Source organism: Mycobacterium sp. MOTT36Y, from assembly GCF_000262165.1.
Lineage (GTDB): Bacteria > Actinomycetota > Actinomycetes > Mycobacteriales > Mycobacteriaceae > Mycobacterium > Mycobacterium intracellulare.
Genome location: NC_017904.1, coordinates 5,143,956 through 5,164,037, shown reverse-complemented (window position 1 = coordinate 5,164,037; position 20,082 = coordinate 5,143,956). Strand labels below are relative to the sequence as shown.

The 20,082-nt window shown below is 69.0% G+C and carries 15 protein-coding genes and 1 pseudogene; 9 read left to right on the top strand and 7 right to left on the bottom strand.

The genetic code is table 11. The annotated features are described in order from the left end of the window. The first annotated feature begins 107 nt into the window (after positions 1 to 107). From W7S_RS23645 to W7S_RS27925, 5 genes and pseudogenes are all read left to right on the top strand, one after another. On the top strand, positions 108 to 1,214 hold the full coding sequence (locus W7S_RS23645; RefSeq protein WP_008261587.1) for a hypothetical protein: 1,107 nt from the start codon (positions 108 to 110) through the stop codon (positions 1,212 to 1,214). Positions 1,215 to 1,402: 188 nt separating this feature from the next. Beyond that, entirely contained in the window at positions 1,403 to 2,839 is a 1,437-nt protein-coding gene (locus tag W7S_RS23640) for a hypothetical protein (protein WP_170320615.1), read from the top strand. Between the two features lie 96 nt (positions 2,840 to 2,935). Continuing rightward, positions 2,936 to 4,261 (top strand): UDP-glucose/GDP-mannose dehydrogenase family protein, encoded by a 1,326-nt coding sequence (locus W7S_RS23635; protein ID WP_008261583.1) that lies wholly within the window; start codon positions 2,936 to 2,938, stop codon positions 4,259 to 4,261. A gap of 140 nt (positions 4,262 to 4,401) precedes the next feature. Then, positions 4,402 to 4,875, top strand: a pseudogene (locus W7S_RS27930) (TauD/TfdA dioxygenase family protein); the annotation flags it as partial. A 107-nt stretch (positions 4,876 to 4,982) separates the two neighbouring features. Continuing rightward, entirely contained in the window at positions 4,983 to 5,339 is a 357-nt protein-coding gene (locus W7S_RS27925; protein ID WP_332478898.1) for a TauD/TfdA family dioxygenase, read from the top strand. An 18-nt stretch (positions 5,340 to 5,357) separates the two neighbouring features. Here W7S_RS27925 and W7S_RS23625 read toward each other — a convergent pair whose 3' ends face one another. After that, positions 5,358 to 6,680: an MFS transporter gene (locus tag W7S_RS23625; protein WP_008261578.1), complete on the bottom strand. Its 1,323-nt coding sequence runs from the start codon at positions 6,678 to 6,680 to the stop codon at positions 5,358 to 5,360. Between the two features lie 249 nt (positions 6,681 to 6,929). Continuing rightward, complete coding sequence (locus W7S_RS23620; protein WP_008261576.1) at positions 6,930 to 7,586, bottom strand: class I SAM-dependent methyltransferase; 657 nt, start codon at positions 7,584 to 7,586, stop codon at positions 6,930 to 6,932. Positions 7,587 to 7,686: 100 nt separating this feature from the next. Here W7S_RS23620 and W7S_RS23615 point away from each other — a divergent pair, with 100 nt between their 5' ends. The 3 genes from W7S_RS23615 to rfbA are packed head-to-tail and all read left to right on the top strand — an operon-like array spanning position 7,687 to position 9,745. Then, positions 7,687 to 8,442: a maleylpyruvate isomerase family mycothiol-dependent enzyme gene (locus W7S_RS23615; protein WP_008261574.1), complete on the top strand. Its 756-nt coding sequence runs from the start codon at positions 7,687 to 7,689 to the stop codon at positions 8,440 to 8,442. 29 nt (positions 8,443 to 8,471) lie between these two features. Then, positions 8,472 to 8,846 (top strand): nuclear transport factor 2 family protein, encoded by a 375-nt coding sequence (locus W7S_RS23610; RefSeq protein WP_008261571.1) that lies wholly within the window; start codon positions 8,472 to 8,474, stop codon positions 8,844 to 8,846. 23 nt (positions 8,847 to 8,869) lie between these two features. Beyond that, positions 8,870 to 9,745, top strand: coding sequence for a glucose-1-phosphate thymidylyltransferase RfbA (gene rfbA, locus W7S_RS23605; RefSeq protein ID WP_008261569.1), 876 nt, complete (start codon positions 8,870 to 8,872; stop codon positions 9,743 to 9,745). 59 nt (positions 9,746 to 9,804) lie between these two features. Here the strand turns inward: rfbA and W7S_RS23600 are convergent, their stop codons facing one another. From W7S_RS23600 to W7S_RS23580, 5 genes are all read right to left on the bottom strand, one after another. Then, positions 9,805 to 11,085, bottom strand: a complete 1,281-nt coding sequence (locus W7S_RS23600) for a YibE/F family protein (RefSeq protein WP_014712495.1) — start codon at positions 11,083 to 11,085, stop codon at positions 9,805 to 9,807. A 32-nt stretch (positions 11,086 to 11,117) separates the two neighbouring features. Then, on the bottom strand, positions 11,118 to 12,422 hold the full coding sequence (locus W7S_RS23595) for a pyridoxal phosphate-dependent aminotransferase (protein ID WP_008261567.1): 1,305 nt from the start codon (positions 12,420 to 12,422) through the stop codon (positions 11,118 to 11,120). A gap of 32 nt (positions 12,423 to 12,454) precedes the next feature. Beyond that, the gene (locus tag W7S_RS23590) at positions 12,455 to 15,430 is read right to left on the bottom strand and encodes a (Fe-S)-binding protein (RefSeq protein ID WP_014712494.1); all 2,976 of its coding nucleotides are present in this window, start codon (positions 15,428 to 15,430) and stop codon (positions 12,455 to 12,457) included. 249 nt (positions 15,431 to 15,679) lie between these two features. Beyond that, a complete protein-coding gene (locus tag W7S_RS23585; protein WP_014712493.1) occupies positions 15,680 to 17,356 on the bottom strand; it encodes an Hsp70 family protein in 1,677 nt (558 codons plus the stop codon). A gap of 96 nt (positions 17,357 to 17,452) precedes the next feature. Further along, positions 17,453 to 17,992, bottom strand: coding sequence for a hypothetical protein (locus W7S_RS23580; protein WP_014712492.1), 540 nt, complete (start codon positions 17,990 to 17,992; stop codon positions 17,453 to 17,455). Positions 17,993 to 18,697: 705 nt separating this feature from the next. On the opposite strand from W7S_RS23580, the gene W7S_RS23575 reads away from it, so the two are divergent. Next, the gene (locus W7S_RS23575; RefSeq protein WP_193375034.1) at positions 18,698 to 20,047 is read left to right on the top strand and encodes a sugar porter family MFS transporter; all 1,350 of its coding nucleotides are present in this window, start codon (positions 18,698 to 18,700) and stop codon (positions 20,045 to 20,047) included. Positions 20,048 to 20,082 lie beyond the last annotated feature (35 nt).

Here is a 20,082-nt window from a genome sequence, read left to right as displayed (position 1 = left end):
CACCGATAACTCAGCAGGCTAGGGTGGCGTCGCGAACCCCCATGCGGCGCCGGCGCGGCTGTGCTGGCGCAGCACAGCAACCAAGCGTCTGGCGATTTGGAGGAGCGGTGGAGGTCGTACTCGGTGTGTCGATGGCACCGGAGACAGTCCGCATGGTGCTCGTCGAAGGCGCTGCCGCGGGCGGGGTGACCGTCGATCAGGACGGCTTCGACGTCGTCGGCGACCCGACCCCAGCTGCCGCCGCGGATCACGTCGTCGCGGCCATTCTCGGCACCCGCGACAGCGCGGCCCTGGGCGGTTACCAGCTCAAATCGAGCGGAGTGAGCTGGACCGACCCGGCCGAGGCGGCGGCCCTGCGAGATGTGTTGGCGGCGCGCAGGATCGAGAACGTGATGCTGGTCTCGGCGGTGATGGCCGCCGCGGCGCTGGCGCAGGCGATGGGCAGCGCGACCAACTGGGCCCGCACGGCGTTGCTGCTCGTCGAACCCACCAGCGCGACCCTCGCGGTCGTCGACACCTCCAACGGGACCGTCACCGACGTGCACCGGCACCCGCTGCCCGGCCGCGACGACGTCGCGCTGGCGAAGCTGACGGCGATGGTCTCGGGCGCCGAATCAATGCGGGCGCGGCCTGACGGGCTGTTCCTCGTCGGCTCGGACGTGGACATCCCGTTGATCAAGCCAACGCTCGAGGCCGCCACGTCGCTCTCGGTGACCACGCCTGAGGAACCCGAGATGGCCCTGGCCCGGGGTGCCTCGCTGGCCGCGGCGAACGCACGGTTGGGCGCGCCGCGGACGATCACGATGCCGTCCGCGCGGATTTCCTCGACCGAGGCGACCGGGTCCGCCCACAACCCCGACGCGCGGGCCGCCCGGTCACGCGAGCGGCACAGCCGAAAGCCGGCGGCCACCGTCGCGCTCGTGATGACCATTTTCGTCACCGGCTTCGTCGCGTTGGCGCTCGCGCTCGTCTTCGGCCGCGATCCGGACACGGGCCAACCACCGGAGGTCAGCACGAACGTCGTCGCTCCGCAGGCCCCGTCGCCCCCGAACACCGGCCCGCCCCCGCCGCCGCCCCCTGCGCCGGCGCCGCCCGAAGCCCCGACGCCCGAAGCGCCCCAGGCACCTGCGCCGTCCCCGCCGCAATCCGGCGACCACCCACACTGGGACGACTGGCTGCATCGCCATTTGGGGCCCGATTTTCCGGTCCCCTAGCCCCGCCGCGGACGGGTCCCGGCCCACCCCCCGGCCGCCGAACACGCGTAAAATCGGGGCACTAGGGGAATAACGGTGGGGACTCAGCGATGTCACGCGCCATCATTTCGTGCGACGGCGACGCCCTCACCGCGAATGACTAGCAACCGACTATTGGAGGAGCTTTGGACACCGTACTTGGTGTGTCGATGGCGCCGACCGCAGTCCGGATGGTGCTGGTCGAGGGGGAAAACGGCGACGGTGCGACCGTCGATGAAGACAATTTCGACGTGACGACGTCCACTGACGCAGCAACTGTCACCGCCTCGGACCAGGTAGTCTCCGCCATCTTGGGGACGCGTCAGGGCGCGGCGGAGGGTGGCTACCAACTGGCGTCGACCGGGGTCACCTTCACCGACCCCGTCGAGGCGGCCGCGCTGCGCGACAAGCTCGCCGCCCACAAGGTCGAAAATGTGATGCTGGTCTCGGCCTTCCTGGCCGCGGCCGCGCTGGCCCAAGCGGTCGGCCACCGAACCAACTACGCGCAGACCGCGCTGCTCTACATCGAGCCCGACACCGCAACGCTGGCGATCGTCGACAGCGCCGACGGATCCATCGCCGACGTCCGGCGCCAAGTCCTTCCCGAAGACGACGAGGCGGCCGTCGCCGAGCTGACGCGGCTGGTCTCCGGCGCGGAGAACATGGAAAGCCGCCCGGACGCCGTGTTCGTCGTCGGCTCCGGCATCGACATCCCGCTGATCAAGCCCGCGCTGGAGGCGGCGACCACCCTGCCGTTGACGGCGGCCGAGGAACCGGAAACGGCGCTGGCCCGCGGCGCCGCGCTGGCGTCGGCGCATGCCCCGCTGTTCGCGTCGTCCACCGCGGCCCTGGCGTACGCGCAGGATCCCGGCACCGGCGCGATCAATCCGCTGGCCGTGGCGCCCGGCTACTTCGACGCACCCGGCGACGCCGGGGTGGATGCCCTGGCGTACAGCGCCGTGCCCGACGACCCCGACGACTTCTTCACCGGCTCGCAGACCGCCGCGACCGAGCTCGTCGGCGCGGACTATCGCGGGCGCAACTTCAGGTTGGTGGGCAGCGCCGTGGCGGCGGTCTTCGTCATCGGCGTGGTGGCGCTGGTCGTCTCACTGGCCATCGCCATCCGCCCGACGGCGAATGTGCGGCCCAGCCCGAATGAGAACGTCGTGGTCGCGCCCACTCGGCCCGCCCCGGCGCCCGCGGCCCCGGCTCCGGCGCCTGCCCAGGCGCCGGCGGCTCCCGCGCCCGCCCCGGAGGCGCCGGCGCCCGTTCCAGAGGCTCCCGCGCCGGCTCCGGCCGCTCCGGCTCCGGCCCCGGTGGCGCCCGCGCCGATTCCGGTTCCGGCGGCCCCGCCGCCCGCTCCGCCGCCGGTCGCGCCCGTTCCGGTGCCGATCCCGCTGCCGATCCCAGGCATCGGCGGTCCGCCCGGTGGCGGGTGGGGCCCCGGTCACGGCGGAGGCCACGGGGACCACGACGACGGCTTCCCCGGTGGCCCGCGCGGCGGCTTCGGCGGCGGGCCGCGCGGCGGTTTCGGCGGTGGCCACGGTCACGGCGGATTCGGCGGGGGTGGCCCACGCATCAACATCCCGGGCATCCCGGGGATTTAATAGGCCGGCGGAGCGGCGGCCACCCGTCATCTTCCGTTTGCCTCCCGCTTAGCCCGGCGACGCGGTTAGCTCATCGGGGTCGCTTACACCAGTGGTATGCGATGCACCGTGTTCGGCACGGGATACCTCGGTGCCACCCACGCGGTCGGGATGGCGGCGCTCGGACACGACGTCCTCGGGATCGACATCGACCCGGGCAAGGTGGCCAAGCTCGCCGGGGGTGACATCCCCTTTTACGAGCCAGGCTTGCGAAAGTTGTTGAACGAGAACCTGGCTGCGGGTCGGCTGCGGTTCACCACCGACTACGACGCGGCCGCCGACTTCGCCGACCTGCACTTCCTGGGCGTGGGCACACCGCAGAAGAAGGGCGAATACGGCGCCGATCTGCGCCACGTCTATGCCGTGATCGACGAGTTGGTGCCCCGGTTGACCAGTTCGGCGGTGTTGGTGGGCAAATCGACGGTCCCGGTGGGCACCGCGGCCGAGTTGAACCAACGCGCCGCCGCGCTGGCGCCGCGCGGGGTGGACGTCGAAATCGCCTGGAATCCGGAGTTTCTGCGCGAGGGCTACGCGGTGCAGGACACCCTGCGCCCGGACCGCATTGTGCTTGGGGTCCACCAGGATTCGGTGCGCGCTGAGGCCGCGGTTCGTGAGCTGTACGGTCCGCTGCTGGACGCGGGGGTGCCGTTCCTGGTGACGGATCTGCAAACCGCGGAGTTGGTCAAGGTCTCCGCCAATGCCTTTCTGGCGACGAAGATCTCGTTCATCAACGCCATTTCCGAGGTGTGCGAGGCGGCCGGCGCAGACGTCAGCCTGCTGGCGGATGCGCTCGGATACGATCCCCGCATCGGACGCCAATTCCTCAACGCCGGTTTGGGTTTCGGCGGTGGCTGCCTGCCAAAGGACATCCGGGCATTCATGGCGCGCGCCGGGGAACTCGGGGCCGACCAGGCGCTGACGTTTCTGCGTGAGGTGGACAGCATCAACATGCGTCGCCGCACCCGGATGGTGGAACTGGCCAGCGCGGCGTGCGGCGGGTCGCTGCTGGGCGCCAACGTCGCGGTGCTCGGCGCGGCGTTCAAGCCCGAATCCGACGACGTGCGCGACTCGCCCGCCCTCAACGTGGCGGGGCAACTGCAGCTCAACGGCGCCGCGGTCAACGTCTATGACCCCAAGGCGCTGGACAACGCGCAGCGCCTGTTCCCGACCCTGAACTATGCGGTCTCGGTCGAAGAGGCCTGCGAGCGCGCGGATGCCGTGCTGGTGCTCACCGAGTGGCGGCAATTCGTCGAGCTCGATCCCGACGACCTGGCCGACGGGGTGCGCGCCCGCGTCATCGTCGACGGCCGCAACTGCCTGGACACCGCCCGGTGGCAGCGGGCGGGCTGGCGGGTGTATCGGCTCGGCGCGCCGCGACCGTAGGGACATAAGAGCGGGCTTTCCTTCAGTCCGATTTCAACCGCTCTCGCGGGATCGGATCGTCGTTACCCTCAAAAGTCCGACACCGTAGGTGTTTTCACTACTGATGGGAATCACGCGCCTTGACGACGACCGATCTGACCGTGACCGCTTCCACCGAAACCGGCATCGAGGTCATCCCCCTGTCCGGGTGGACCGGCGCCCTGATCGACGGCGTGGACATCTCCGCCCCGTTGAGCGACTCGGACAAGGATGTCATCCGCACGGCGCTGCACAAGTGGAAGGTCGTGTTCTTCCGCGATCAACAGCTCGACCATGCGGCGCAGATCGCCTTCGGCGCGCAATTCGGCAAGGTCACCGCCGCCCACCCGTACGAAGGCGATTCCGCCCCTGCGGGTTTCCCGCAGATCCACACGGTGTCGCCGGCCGCCTACGACCGCCGGTACGGATCCGAGTACCGGCACAAGGAGAATCGGAACGGGCCGAACTGGCATGCCGACGTGACGCCGCTGATCAATCCGCCGTCGCATTCGATACTGCGCGCCGAAGTGGTCCCGCCCTATGGCGGCGACACGCTGTTCACCAATGTCGCCGCTGTCTACCAAGGTCTTTCACCACTGGTGCGTGGGTTCATCGACGGGCTTCGCGCCGAGCACCGGTTCGGCGCCACGCTGGCCTTCGAACGCAGCGCCGAAAGATCGGCGAGCTGGTTCGCGGTAAGCCGTTGGCGGCAATCCATCCGGTGGTTCGGGTGCACCCCGAGACCAACGAGCGCGTGGTGTATGTCAACCAGTTCTTCACCAAGGAGATCGTCGACCTGTCCCCGCGGGAGAGTCGTCACGTCCTGGACCTGTTGTTCGAGCAGATCTCTCGCCCGGAGTATTCGGTTCGATTCAAGTGGGAGCCGGGAAGCGTTGCGTTCTGGGACAATCGGGCCACGTTGCATCTCGCGCCGCGCGACTTCGAGCATCTCGATCACGAGCGCGTGCTGCATCGGATCACGCTGGTCGGCGACATCCCGGTCGGCCCGGACGGGCGCCCATCGGAGCCGTTGGAGGGCCAGTTCTTCGGGGCCGCCTGACAGGGCGTGGACCCGACCTCACGGGCTCCGGTGCGACCACAGCAGGCCGAGCAGCCCGAACGCCGCCACCGCGGTGGTGGTCAGCGCTACCGGCCACAACGCCCCGCCCACCTGGGCGACCACCGAGGTGAGCAGCAACGGGATGAGCCCGCCGATGATGGTGGAACTCTGGCCGGACAACGACATTCCGGTGTAGCGGACCCGGGCCGGGAAGGACTCGGCGAGGTATTTGGGCAATGCGCCCCACACGACCCACATCGGCGCGCCGATCAAGGTCTCGGTGATCAGCAGCGCCGCCACCGTCGACGAGGCGGAGAGAACCGCCAGCAGCCCCGCCGTCGGCAACACGAGCAATCCGAGTAGGCCCGCGCGGACCACCCGCGGCGCGCCGACCCGATCGGCGAGCCAGCCGCCCAGCAGCGTCAGCACCCAGAACACGGTGACGTGCACGGCGGAGATGCCCAGCAGCACCGAAGAGGCCGGCAGGGCAAGGCTTTTGGTGCCGTAGCCGGTGAGGAAGACGGTCTCGACGAAGAACGGGACGGTCACGCCGCCCAAATAGACCCCGAAGCAGACCAGCATGGTGCGGCCGTGCTGACGCACCGCCTCGCGCAACGGGAAACGCGACAGTTCGCCGCTGCGGTGCAGCGCGGTGAACTCCGGCGATTCCATCACCCGCAGCCGGATGAACAGGCCGACCACGCTCAGCGCGATCCCGAACAGGAACGGCACCCGCCAACCCCAAGTCACGAAACTGTGCTCGCTCAGCAACGAGGCCAGGATGAACAGCGAGCCGGTGGCCAACCCCTGGCCCAGGGTCGCCCCGGTCTGCACCAGCGATCCCCAGAAACCGCTGCGGTGTGGCGTGCTGGTCTCGGTGACCACCAGGACCGCGCCGGCCCATTCGCCGCCGAGCCCCACCCCCTGAAGAAACCGCAACAACACCAGCAGCGCGGGCGCCGACCATCCTATCGCGCTATAGCTGGGCAGCAACCCGATCAGAAACGACGGTATGCCCATGATCAAAAGCGTTGCCACCAGCATCTTCTTGCGTCCGAGGCGATCACCCAAGTGCCCGAAGACGACCCCGCCCAGCGGGCGGGCGACGAACCCCACCGCGAAAGTGCCAAGTGCGGCAAGCACTCCGGCCGTGGCCGAAGCGCGCGGGAAGAACAGCGGACCGAAGACCAAGGTGGCCGCGAAGCCGTAGAGGAAGAAGTCGTACCACTCCAGCACGCTGCCCGCGAGACTGGCCAGCGCCACCCGGCGCATGCCCGGGACTGGCGCCGCCTCTTCGAGCGGGGTCGCCGCCCGGCTGCTTTCCTGTTCTGCGATCGTCATCGAGGTCTCCGAATGGTCGGCCGGTCAAGCTCCGCGCACCCGCGCCGGCGATCGAAATGACCGGCGCGAGTGGGGCATCGCGGCGAGTACGACCGTCCGGAGCCCCTGCCAAGTTCAGCGCCATCGGGCGCGATTGACGACGGTTGAAATCAGCTTGAAAGCAACTGATTACGCGGCACAACCCGATTTCGGAGGAACCCGGCGCCCGCCATCCAGCGCCACAGCCATGAAATATGTTGCGGCTCTGCGCTATTGGCCGGGCCGGGCGTGCAGCATGGCTCGGGGGTATTCCCCGCCATCTCGAGAAAGGTCGATCCGAACGTGCTCGAACCCGGCCGACCGGAGCGCGTCGGCCACCGGCGCAGCGTCGGAGAGTGCGCGAAACGGCAACGCGGCGGCGACGTCGTCGGCGTAATGGTGGCTCGCCACATGCGGGTTCAGCGAGACGTCGGCGATCAGCGTCGCGTCCGGGGCCAACACCCGCCGCCACTCCGCGAAGGCCTTCTCCGGTTCGAGCAAGGTCCAGATGAAGTGCCGCGCCGTCAGCGCGTCGAAGCTGGCGTCGGGGAACGGCAGCTTTTCGGTGACACCCTCCACGAACTCGACAGTCGCGGCGGTGGCGGCGGCCTTGGCGCGGGCCCGGGCCAACATCGCCTCGGAGGCATCCACGCCGGTCACCCGGTGGCCGAGCTCGCTCAGCAACAACGCGACAAAGCCCGTGCCCGTGGCGATATCGAGCACCCGCGAACGCTCCGGGATTGCGCTCAGCGCCGCCGTCCACAGTCGACGTTCCGGCTCCGAGGAGATACCGTGCGCGGCCCGCTGGTCATATTCCGAACCCTCGCGCTCCCAAAACGCGCGGATCGCCGCGTGCGCGTCCGGGAGGCCCGCGCTGTCAGCAAGCACGGCACCTGGTCCATCGCCTCGTCATCGACGACAGTCTGCAGGGCGCGGGATCCCCACGGCAAGGCGAGCGGGCGCGGCCCACGCGAGTAGCCTGACCGGCGTGGACTATGCCGGCGCATTCCTCGACGAGAACCGGGCTTTCGCGGAGCTGTTCGACGGTGCCGACGAGTCCACGCCGGTGCCCACCTGCCCGGAGTGGACCCTGCGGCAGCTGTTCCGCCACGTCGGGCGCGGCGACCGCTGGGCGGCCCAGATCGTGCGCGACCGGCTCGAGAGCTACCTCGACCCCCGCACCGTGGAGGGCGGCAAGCCGCCGCCCGACCCCGCCGACGCGATCTCCTGGCTCCACGGCGGCGCCCAGCGGCTGGTGGACGCCGTCGAGCTGACCGGGGTGGAGACGCCGGTCTGGACGTTCCTCGGGCCGCGCCCGGCGAACTGGTGGATCCGGCGCCGGCTGCACGAGGTGGCCGTGCACCGGGCCGACGCCGCGATCGCGCTGGGCACCGATTTCGCCCTCGAGCCCGACATCGCGGCCGACGGAATCACCGAATGGCTGGAGCGGGTCGCGATCCAGGCGGGCGGCCAGGGGGCGCCGCTTCCCCTCGAGGACGGGACCACCCTGCACCTGCATGCCACCGACCCCGGCCTCGGCGAGGCCGGGGAGTGGACGGCCGCCGTCGATCAGGGCCGGGTCACGTGGTCGCACGAGCACGGCAAGGGCAGCGTGGCGCTGCGCGGCGGCGCCACCGAGCTGCTGCTGGCGATTTTGCGCCGGCGCCCGCTGGCCGACACGGGCGTCCAACTGTTCGGGGACGAAGCCGTGTGGGAGCGCTGGTTGGACCGTACGCCGCTCTAGCCGCGGCGCCGCACGGTAATTTGCACACCATGACCACATCGGAGATCGCCACCGTTCTGGCATGGCACGATGCCCTCAACGCCGCGGACATCGAGACCTTGGCCTCCCTGTCCAGCGACGACATCGAGATGGGCGACGCGCACGGGGCCGCACAGGGTCACGAGGCGCTGCGCAGCTGGGCCGCCTCGCACCGGCCGGCGACCGAGCTCGGCCGCATGTATGTGCACGACGGTGTCGTCGCCGTCGAACTCAAACCCGGCAGCACCGGCGATCCGGGGGCCGCCAGCGACGCCGCGCTGACGTTCCGGGTGGTGCGCGACCACGTCACCTCCGTGTTCCGGCACGACAGCCTCGCGTCGGCGCTGGCGGCCACCGAGCTCACCGAATCCGACGCCGTCGACTAGGACCACAGGCACAGGAGCTATCCATGCGCGGAATCATCTTGGCCGGCGGGTCGGGCACCCGCCTGCATCCGATCACCACGGGCATCAGCAAGCAGTTGCTGCCGGTCTACGACAAACCGATGGTCTACTACCCGCTGTCCACCCTGATGATGGCCGGAATCCGTGACATCCTGGTGATCACCACCCCGCATGACGCGCCGGGATTTCAGCGGCTCCTGGGCGACGGCTCGCAATTCGGCGTCAACATCACCTACGTGACACAGGACCGGCCCGACGGTCTGGCTCAGGCGTTCGTGCTGGGCGCCGACCACATCGGCAACGAGTCGGTGGCTTTGGTGTTGGGAGACAACATCTTCTACGGACCGGGACTGGGCACCAGCTTGCGCCGATTCCAAACCATAAGCGGGGGAGCGGTTTTCGCGTACTGGGTGGCCAACCCGTCGGCCTACGGTGTGGTCGAATTCAGCGACGACGGCCTGGCGCTGTCCTTGGAAGAGAAACCCAAGACACCGAAATCCAACTACGCGGTGCCGGGTTTGTACTTCTACGACAACGACGTGATCGAAATCGCCAAGGGGCTCAAGAAATCGGCGCGCGGCGAGTACGAGATCACCGAGGTCAACCAGATCTATCTCAACCGGGGCCGGCTCTCGGTCGAGGTGATGGCCCGCGGCACGGCCTGGCTGGACACGGGCACGTTCGACTCGCTGCTGGACGCCAGCGACTTCGTCCGCACGCTGGAACGACGCCAGGGCCTCAAGGTCAGCGTGCCCGAGGAGGTGGCGTGGCAGCAGGGCTGGATCACCGATGAACAATTGGCGCAGCGCGCGCACAGCCTGCTCAAGTCCGGGTATGGCTCCTATCTGCTGAACCTGTTGGAGCGGAGCCGGTTTCACTAGGCCGGTAGCGGCGGCCCGTCCCCCGCAAGCGGGAGGTGCCCCCGGCGCGCGGCTTCAACCTATGGTGGCGACCCGCTGCGCCCGGCTTCGCCGCGCTTGCGATCGCCACGGCCCCGCTCGCGACCGCCGCTAGGCTTCGCCAGCACCGCCGCGATCCCCGTGGTCAGCGGCACCGACAGCGCCAACGCCATCCCGCCCACCGCCGAGCGGGCGATCTCGATGGCCACGCTCTCCCCGGTCAGCACGTCCGTCAGCGAGCGGTTGGCGACGCTGAACAGCAACAGCAGCGGCAGCGAACTGCCCGCGTAGGCCAGCACCAGCGTGTAGACCGTGCTGGCGATGTGATCGCGCCCCACCCGGATGGCGCCCACGAAGATCGCTCGCCGCGAGCCCCCGAGGCGGGCGAGCTCGAACACCGTCGAGGACTGGGTCACCGTCACATCGTTGAGCACACCCAGCGACCCGATGATGAAACCGGCCAGCAGCAGGCCACCGATCGACACGTTGCCCAGGTACGCGCTGACGGTGGTGTTCTGCTCGTCCGACAGACCGGTGAGATGCGCCAATTGTATTGCCGCCCAAGATAATCCGGCTGCGAGCAGCAGGGCCGACAGGGTGCCCAGCAGCGCGGCACTGGTCCGCAGGCTGACCCCGTGGGCCAGATAGATGACCGCGTAGAGGATCGCCGCCGACGCCACCAGCGCCACCGGCACCGCGGGGGCGCCGTCCCGCAGGGCCGGCAGCAGAAACATGACCAGCACCACGAACGCGACCAGGATGCCCACCAGCGCGAGCAGCCCGCGCCAGCGCGCCACGGCCACGATCACCACCGCGAACGCGATCGCCAAACCGACCAGCGCCCAACCCCGTTCGAAGTCGTAGAACGCGTAGCTGGTGGCGCCCTGGTCGTCGACCTGGCGCACCACCCGAATGCGGTCGCCCACCGCGAATTTCGGCTGGCCCGGCCCGGGGGAGGACTCGAGCAGCGTGCTGGCGCCCGCGTTGGGCCCGGAATCGACGGCGACCTGGGTCAACACGCAGCGCCCGGCGCCGGGCGCGGCGGGCTGGGGCGGGCCGGTGAGGACCTGACTGACCGACGGGCTGCCGCAGTCGCCCAACCCGCTGGACAGCACGTGCCCGGCCTGCGTGCTCACCGCGCCGCCGGACGCGTTCTGCAGCGGCATCGGAATGTCGACGCGCTGCCGACTGGGCCACAACAGGATCGCGCCGACGGCCACCGCCACACCGATCGCGACCAGCAGCCCGACGACGATCCTGGCGGGCAACGGATCGATGCCGGACGGGCCCGGCGGCAGGCTGTGCGAGTGCGAGTGCGTCACCCGGTCGAGCGTAGAGGCGGTTTCCTGGGTGCTTACTGGCGATAGGCGACGAGGAAGTTGCCCAGCCGCTCGATGGCCGCCGCCAGATCGCGGGCCCACGGCAGGGTCACGATGCGCAGGTGATCCGGTGCGGGCCAATTGAAGCCGGTGCCCTGGGTGACCAGAATCTTCTCCTGCAGCAGCAAATCGAGGACGAGCTGCTCGTCGTCGTCGATGTCGTAGACCTCGGGGTCCAGCCGGGGGAAGGCGTAGAGCGCGCCGTCCGGCTTGACGCATGAGACCCCCGGAATCTCGTTGAGCTTGGTCCAGGCGACGTCGCGCTGCTCGAGCAGCCGGCCGCCGGGCAGGACGAGGTCGTCGATGCTCTGGTAGCCGCCGAGGGCGACCTGGATCGCGTGCTGCGCCGGGACATTGGGGCACAGCCGCATGTTGGCCAGCAGGTTGATCCCCTCGATGAAGCTGCCGGCGTGGTCCTTGGGCCCGGTGATCGCCAGCCAGCCGGCCCGATACCCGGCCACCCGGTAGGCCTTGGACAGCCCGTTGAACGTCAGGCACAACATGTCCGGCGCCAGCGAGGCCAGGTTGATGTGCTTGGCGTCGCCGTAGAGGATCTTGTCGTAGATCTCGTCGGCGAGCAGCAGCAGCTCGTGCTTGCGCGCCAATTCGACGATCTGCGTGAGCACTTCGCTGGTGTACACCGCGCCGGTCGGGTTGTTCGGGTTGATCACCACCAGCGCCTTGGTGCGGTCGGTGATCTTGGACTCCATGTCGGCGATGTCGGGCTGCCAGCCCTGCGTCTCGTCGCACAGGTAGTGCACCGGGGTGCCGCCCGCCAGCGACGTCGACGCCGTCCACAGCGGGTAGTCGGGTGACGGGATCAGCACCTCGTCACCGTTGTCGAGCAGGGCCTGCAGCGTCATCGTGATCAGCTCGGAGACCCCGTTGCCCAGGTAGACGTCGTCGACGTCGAAGCGGGGGAATCCGTCGACCAACTCGTAGCGGGTGACCACCGCGCGGCGGGCCGGCAGGATGCCCTGCGAGTCGGAGTAGCCCTGCGCGTAGGGGAGGGCCTGGATCATGTCGCGCATGATCACGTCGGGCGCCTCGAAGCCGAACGGCGCCGGGTTGCCGATGTTGAGCTTGAGGATGCGATGACCCTCGGCCTCCAGCCGCGCGGCCTGCTGATGTACCGGGCCGCGGATCTCGTACAGGACGTCCTGAAGCTTCGACGACTGCGCGAAAGTGCGCTGCTGCCGGTGATGGGCCGACGGGTGCGGTGGCAGCTGATGGGGCAGCTGGTGGGTGGTCACATCACCAATGGTGCCATCACTGTCCACTGAAATTTGCTGTCAAGCGCAAAAATCGCAGGTCAGCGCTTGCCCGGGGGACGCGCCCCGCGGGCGATGCCCAGGCCCTTGACCGGCGGCTGCGACGGTGCGTCGTCGCCGTCGGCCTGCTTTGCCGGCTCCGCTTTCGGTGCCGGTTCGGCCTGCGCCCGTTCGGCGGGCTCGGCTTCTGCTTTCGGTGCCTCGGCTTTCGGGGCCGCCTTCTTCGCGCCGGGTCGTTTGGCGCCCGCGGCGATGCCCAGGCCCTTCACCGGCGCGGCGGGCGCCTTGGCCTCGGTCTCGGCCTCGGGCGCCACTTCGGCCTCGGGTGCTTCGGCCTTGGGGGCCTCAGCCTTCGGGGCCGCCTTCTTCGCGCCGGGTCGCTTGGCGCCCGCGGCCAGGCCCAAGCCCTTCACGGGCGCGGCGGGTGCCTTGGCCTCGGTCTCGGCCTCTGGCGCGGCCGCTTCGGCAGGTGCCTCGGCCTTGGCCGGTGCCGCCTTCTTGGCCCCGGGCTTCTTGGCGCCGCCGGCGATGCCCAGCCCCTTGACCGGGGCGGCCGCTTCGGCCTTGCCTTCGCTGCCTTCCGCGGCGGGCGCCGCCTTCTTGGCCCCGGGTTTCTTGGCGCCGCCGGCGATGCCCAGCCCCTTGACGGGGGCGGCGGGTGCGGCCGCGGCCTGCGTTGCCGCCTCGGCGGGCGCCTCCTCGGCCTCTTTGGCGGGAGCGGTCGCCGTGGCCGTCGCCGCCTTGGGCGCCGCGGCCGCCCGCTTTTCGGCTTCCTTGGCGGCCGTGCCCTTTTCGGGCAGCGTCGCCTTGTCGTATTCGAGGGACGCGAGCAGGATCTGGGCGACGTCGAGCACCTCGACACCGCTGCGCCCGGCCTCCTCCTGCCGGTCGTTGACGCCGTCGGTGACCATCACCCGGCAGAACGGGCACGCGGTGGCGATGGTGGCGGCCCCGGTGGCCAGCGCCTCGTCGACGCGCTCGTGGTTGATCCGCTTGCCGATGTGCTCTTCCATCCACATCCGCGCGCCGCCGGCGCCGCAGCAGAAGCTGCGCTCGGCGTGCCGCGGCATCTCGGTCAGGTTCGCCCCGGAGGTCCCGATCAGCTCACGCGGCGCCTCGTAGACCTTGTTGTGCCGGCCCAGGTAGCAGGGGTCGTGGTAGGTGATGTCCTGGGATACCGGCGTCACCGGCACCAGCCTGTTGTCCCGGACCAGCCGGTTGAGCAGCTGGGTGTGGTGCAGCACCGAGTAGTTCGCGCCGAGCTGGCGGTACTCGCGGCCCAGGGTGTTGAAGCAGTGCGGGCAGGTGACCACGATCTTGCGGTCGACGGTCTCGGTGCCCTCGAACAGCCCGTCCAGGGTTTCGACGGCTTGCGCGGCCAGCTGCTGGAACAGGAACTCGTTGCCCGAGCGGCGCGCGGAGTCGCCGTTGCAGGACTCGCCGGTGCCCAGCACCAGGTACTTCACCCCGGCGATGGCCAGCAGCTCGGCGACGGCCTTGGTGGTCTTCTTGGCTTTGTCGTCGTAGGCGCCGGCGCAGCCGACCCAGAACAGGTACTCGTAGCCGTCGAAGCTGTCGACGTCCTCGCCGTAGACCGGCACGTCGAAGTCGACCTCGTCGATCCAGTTGGTGCGGTCCGACGCGTTCTGGCCCCACGGGTTGCCCTTGGTTTCCAGGTTCTTGAACAGCACCGACAGTTCCGAGGGGAACTCGGACTCCATCATCACCTGGTAGCGGCGCATGTCGATGATGTGATCGACGTGCTCGATGTCCACCGGGCACTGCTCGACGCAGGCGCCGCAGGACACGCAGGACCACAGCACGTCGGGGTCGATGACGCCGCCCTCCTCCTCGGTGCCGACCAGCGGGCGGGTGGCCTGCTCCGGGCCGGAACCCATGACGCGGCCGAAGCCCGACTCGGGAACGTGGTGCGCCTCGGCGTGCTCTTCGCCGGACAACTCCTCGCCGAGCCCGCCCGCCGGCGTGCTCTCCAGCGGGCTCTCCTTGTCACCCAGGATGTAGGGCGCCTTGGCCATCCAGTGGTCGCGCAGGTCCATGATGACGAGCTTGGGGGACAGCGGCTTGCCGGTGTTCCACGCCGGGCACTGCGACTGGCAGCGCCCGCACTCGGTACAGGTGGCGAAGTCCAGCATGGCCTTCCAGCTGAAGTCCTCGACCTTGCCGCGCCCGAATGTCGCGTCGTCCGGCGGGTTTTCGAAGTCGATCGGCTTGCCGTCGTGCTCGAGCGGCAGCAGCGGGCCGAGACCGTCGGGCAGCCGCTTGAAGATGACATTGATCGGCGCCGTGAAGATGTGCATGTGCTTGGAGTGCAGCACGATGATCAGGAACGCCAGCATGACCGCGATGTGCAGCAGCAGGGCCACCGTTTCGATGATCTCGTTGGCGGGCTGCCCCAGCGGGCGCAGGATCGCGCCGAACAGTTGCGACAGGAAGGCCCCGTTGCCGTAGGGCAGCGTGCCGTTGTTGACCGCGGATCCGCGCACCAGCACGTAGGTCCACACGACGTTGAAGATCATGAACAGCACCAGCCAGGCGCCGCCGGTGTGCGAGCCGTAGAACCGGGATGAGCGGCCGATCTCCTTCGGGCTGCGCATCAACCGGATGACGGCGAAGGTGGCGATGCCGAGGAAGACGGCCGTGGCGAAGAAGTCCTGCAGGAAGCCCAGCGCGTCCCACCGCCCGATGAACGGGATGTGGAAGTTGTCCTGGAACAACAGCCCGTAGGCCTCGATGTAGACCGTGAGGAGGATGAAGAAGCCCCACATGGTGAAGAAGTGGGCCAGGCCGGGGATCGACCACTTCAACAGCTTGCGCTGCCCGAAGACCTCGGAGAGCTCGGCCCAGATTCGTTTGCCGGGTTCGTCGGTGTGCCCCGGGGCCGGCTTGCCGGACGTGATCAGCTTGAACAGCCACAGGACCCGTCGTGCGGCGAGCGCGGCCACGACCAGCGTCATGCCCATGCCCACGACCAGCCTGATGAGCATCTGCGTTGTCACAGAAGGTCTCCCCAATGCATAGATAATTCGGCCTGTGCTTTATTTGCCTGCTTAAGCCCCGCTCATAGTTACATCTTCGCGGCTTTCGGCGCGAGAAAGGCTGCCCTAACTTCGGGTTCGTCGGTGCCTCTGGCCTGCTAGTTGATACCCGCTCGCCTGGTGTGACGTTTGTCGGAGTGACCAGCGCCACCAAATTTCGTTAAATGACCCTTTTCGGAGCCCTTTTCCGGCCAGACGCAATCGTTCGCGTCAGCGCCCGAATGGGGGTTGGAAGATCGGCGGCAGGGGTCGCACCCGGGTGGTCGTCGTCGGCGCCGCGGACGTGGTGGTCGCCTGCGATGTCGTGGTGGGCGGCGCGGTGGTGGTCGTCGTGGTGCTCGGCGGGGGTGTCGTCGTCGTGGTCGACGGCTCCGGCGGCGGTGTCGTGGTCGTCGTGGTGGCCGGCGCCTCGCTGGACGGTGGCGGCGGAGCCGGAACGACGGTGACGGTGGTGCTGTCGTTCGGCCCGGTGATGGTCACCGTTTGTGGCGGTGGCGGTGGGTTGGGCGAGGACGTCGGGGGGGCCGGGGTGGACTTCGTCATCAACAGGCCGATCGCCAGCGCCGCGGCCACCAGCACCGCCACCCCCGCCCCAACGACGGTCAACACCAGCGCCGTGCGCTTGTACCAGGGCAGCCCGCCCTGCTCGGCGTACTCGAATTCCCGTGCCTCGCTGGCATATTCGCCGGTTGCGTCGCGGCCGGTATAGGGCACCGGCTCGTCGGAGTCGGCGTCTTGCGACCACGCCAGGGCGTCATCCACATCGGTGGCCTGGGCGGCCCACGCGGCCTGGGTGGCCCCGATTCCCGCGGTGCCGACCATTTCGGTCGGCGTCTCCACGGCGGCGGCCGCGGTGGTTTCGGCGCCCCCCGCTGCGTACTGCGCACCGAGCGCCGCGGCGCCGAGTGCGGCGAGTGACGCCGGCTGCGCCGCGCTGCGGACCGGAACCCCGAAGCGCTGCGACAACCGCGCGGTGATCAGCGGGATGCTTGCGCCCCCGCCGACGATCGCCACGGCGCGCAGGTTGGTGTTCGGAATTCCGTTGCGCCGCAACGTATCTTGCAGCGAGGTGACAAACCGGTCCAGCGGTGGGGAGATCAGTTGCTCGAACTCGGTGCGGGTCAGTTGGGTGGACTCCCCGGACGCCCCCGCGACGGTGCTCACCGCGGCGGTCGACAGTTGTTCCTTGGCGCGCCGGCAGGCCGCCAGCAGGCGGGTCTGCGATCCCATCCGCGCGCCGCCGCCCAGGACGGCGGTGCTGACATCGGAGGCCAGCAGGTGATCGACGATGAGCGCATCGATCGCGTCGCCGGAGAAATCGGTGTGCCGCATGGCCGGGGCGACGGGCGCAAAGCCGGCATTGGCGTCCAGCACCGTGACGGTGGTGCCGCCGGCACCGAAGTCGCACAGCGCGACGACGCCGTCGGCGGGAAACCCCGGCGTGCCGCGCAGGGCCGCCACCGCGGCCGTGGCGTCGGAAACCAGCATCGGCGCGACCCCACCGCGCGCGAGATCCGACTGGGCGAAGAACTCGTCGCGCAGCGCCGCGAACTGTTCGTCGGACCAGTAGGCGGGGACCGCGATGCTGATCGGTGTCCCGTAGCCGACCGTGCGGGCCATCGCCTCGATCGCCTCGACCGTCAGCGCCGCGCCCAGGTACTTGGTGCCGTCGGCGGCCACCAGCGGTGCCCGGTCGCCGACCCGCTCGACGAACCCGCGCAGCACCAGGCCGGGTGCGGTCAGGTTCGGATTCTCTTCCGGCAGGCCGACTTCGGTGGGACGGTGCTCGAACAGGGTGACCACCGAGCTGCGGGTGACCGGAGCGCTCCCGGCGCGGGCCGCCACCAGGTTGGCCACCCCGATCGATAGCCCGAGCGACTGGCTCATGTCCGCACCCCTGTGTCAGTAGTCCCGTGGATTGCAGCGAGTCTAGGGCGCCGCCGGCGCAGCGTCGCCGAGCGTGATCGGCCTGCCGCCGACTCGCTAACGCAGGCCCGGCGGAACCGTGATGACCGTCGGCACCTGCGGAATGGTGATCACCGTCGGCAGCTGCGGCAGATGGTGGCGATGCGTGGGCTGCTGCGTTTGTTGCCCGGTGGGCTGCTGCTGCGTCGGCTGCTGGGCCGGCGGCTGCTCTTCGGCGCTGCTGCTGGACTCGGTGGTGGTCGTGGTGGTCGTCGGCGTCGTTGTTGTCGTTGTCGTGGTGGTGCTCGTCGTCGACTTGGGGACGTGGTTGACGGATTGGTCGTCGTGAATGAGCTCGATGATCCCGAAGACGATCAGGCCGATCAGGATGACGACGGAAATCAACCAGGCGATGAGCATCGCGGGCCTGCGGTACCAGGGCGTGGGCTCGGGTTCCTGGTCGAACGGGTCGAAGCCCTGGGGTTGCTCGAACCCGTGGGGCGGCTGGGGCGGGAAGTTCGGTGGCGGGACTTCACCGGTCGGCGGCTCGCTCATGCCGAAATCGGCATGCTGGGTCGGCCGATTGTGGAAGTCATCGCGTGGACCGTTGGATGCCACGGCACCGATGGTACTGACCGCACCTGCCAGCCTGCTGATGCCAACCCCTAAGGGGGCGGTCGCGTCGCTCAGAAGGAGGGGTGCGGGTGCCCACACAGAGCGTGCACTCAGGGTCCACAGCCTACCGCCAGACTGTGGCGCTCAACACACCCGCAACACCATTTCCGGCCGAATGATATTGCAGTTCAGCACAATTCGACCGCAATCTCATTTTTGACTTACCAACATATTCGTGACAGTCTCTTTTCCCGAATCGATGTGGAAGTCGAACGGCAAGCCCGCATCGAGCGCGGCGCCTCCCGGGCCTGAGCAGGCAAGCGAGTAAGCCGCCAGCGACCAACACGTACCCGCCGTCACAGCAGCGACGCCCGGTATGACATCGGGTCCTAGCGCCGCGGCGAGCGGCCATGCAATCCGAGCGCAGGGTAGGGAGGCGATCACGATGCCCGGCCGGCCCGCCCATGCGCCCCGGGTTCGTCGTCTCAGCTACAACGAGCGGCCCTGCTAATGGCCGCCGATCCCACAGACCGCGAATGGTGGTCAGAAGCCGGCGATGACGCCCCGACCGCGGCGAGCCAGCACCGTCGCGCGGCGGAGCTGCGCGATGGGACCGACCCGGCAAAGTGCGCAGATGCGGCTCACGAGGAAGCGTCGCACGGTGCAGCCGGCGCCGGCGCGGAGGCGGGAAACCAACTGACGAGCGCCGTGGTCGTCATCGCGCTCGTCTCGGCGATCTCGGGCTTGCTCTACGGCTACAACACCGGTGTCATCTCCTGGGCCCTATTGCAGCTCACCGAGGAGTTCAACCTCACCGCGGCCTGGAAGCAGGTGGTCGCCGCCAGCATCCTGCTCGGCGCCATCGTCGGGGCCTTGGCGTGCAGCTGGCTATCCGACCGGTTCGGCCGCCGCGGCACGCTGTTGATGCTGTCGGTGCTGTTCATCGTCGGCGCGCTGTGGTGCGCCGACGCGCCGGATGTCGTGGTGCTGTCGCTGGGAAGGCTGGTCCTGGGCTTCGCGGTCGGCGGGGCGACCCAGACGGCCCCGATGTATGTCGCGGAGCTCTCGCCGTCGGCCTACCGAGGGCGGTTGGTGCTGTGCTTCCAAATTGCCATCGGGGTGGGCATCCTCGCCGCTAACCTCATCGGGGTCTTTGACTCGGTCTCCTGGCGGGGGCCGACCGGAATCGCGTGCGTACCCGCCGCGATCATGCTGTGGCTGTTGCTGCGCCTCCCGGAAAGTCCGCGCTGGCTGGTCAAGCACGATGAGCGAAACGCCGCGCGCGCCGTGTTGGAGCGGGTCCGGCCCGACGGCTACGACGTGGGTGCCGAGCTGGACGAGGCGACCGAACTCGCGCGCATGGAACGCAAGGCCAGCACCCGCGGGTGGAGCGGGCTGCGCGACGCCTGGGTGCGCCCGGCCCTGGTCCTGGGTTGTGGCATCGCAGTGTTCACCCAGCTCAGCGGGATCGAGATGATCATCTATTACGCGCCGACGATCTTGACCGACGACGGCGTATACCGGTCCGTGGCTCTGCTGGTGTCGGTGATGCTGGGTGCGACGTACGTGATCGCCCAACTGGTCGGGTTGGCCATCATCGACCGGGTCGGCCGGCGCCGCCTCACCCTCATCATGGTGCCGGGCGCGGCGATCAGCCTGTTCGCGCTCGGGCTGATCTTCGTCACCGCCGACAGCGGTCACGATGTGATCGCCTACATCATGATTTGCCTGATCGCCTTCATGGTGTTCAATGCTGGCGGCCTGCAGCTCATGGGATGGCTGACCGGCTCGGAGACCTATCCGCTGGCGGTGCGACCGGAGGGCACCGCCGTGCATTCGGCGACGCTGTGGGGGACCAACCTGCTCATCACGCTGACGCTGCTGTCGCTCATCAATGCGATCGGGCCCGGCCCCTCGATGTGGCTCTACGCGCTGTTCAACGTGGCGGCGTGGATCTTCGTGTTCTTCCGCATGCCCGACCTCACCGGTAAAAGCTTGGAGGAAATCGAAAAGAATCTGGCGGAGGGGAAATTTCGACCTTCAGACTTCTCGCGATGACGAATTCAGTTGCGGAGCAGGTTATTTCGGGCTGT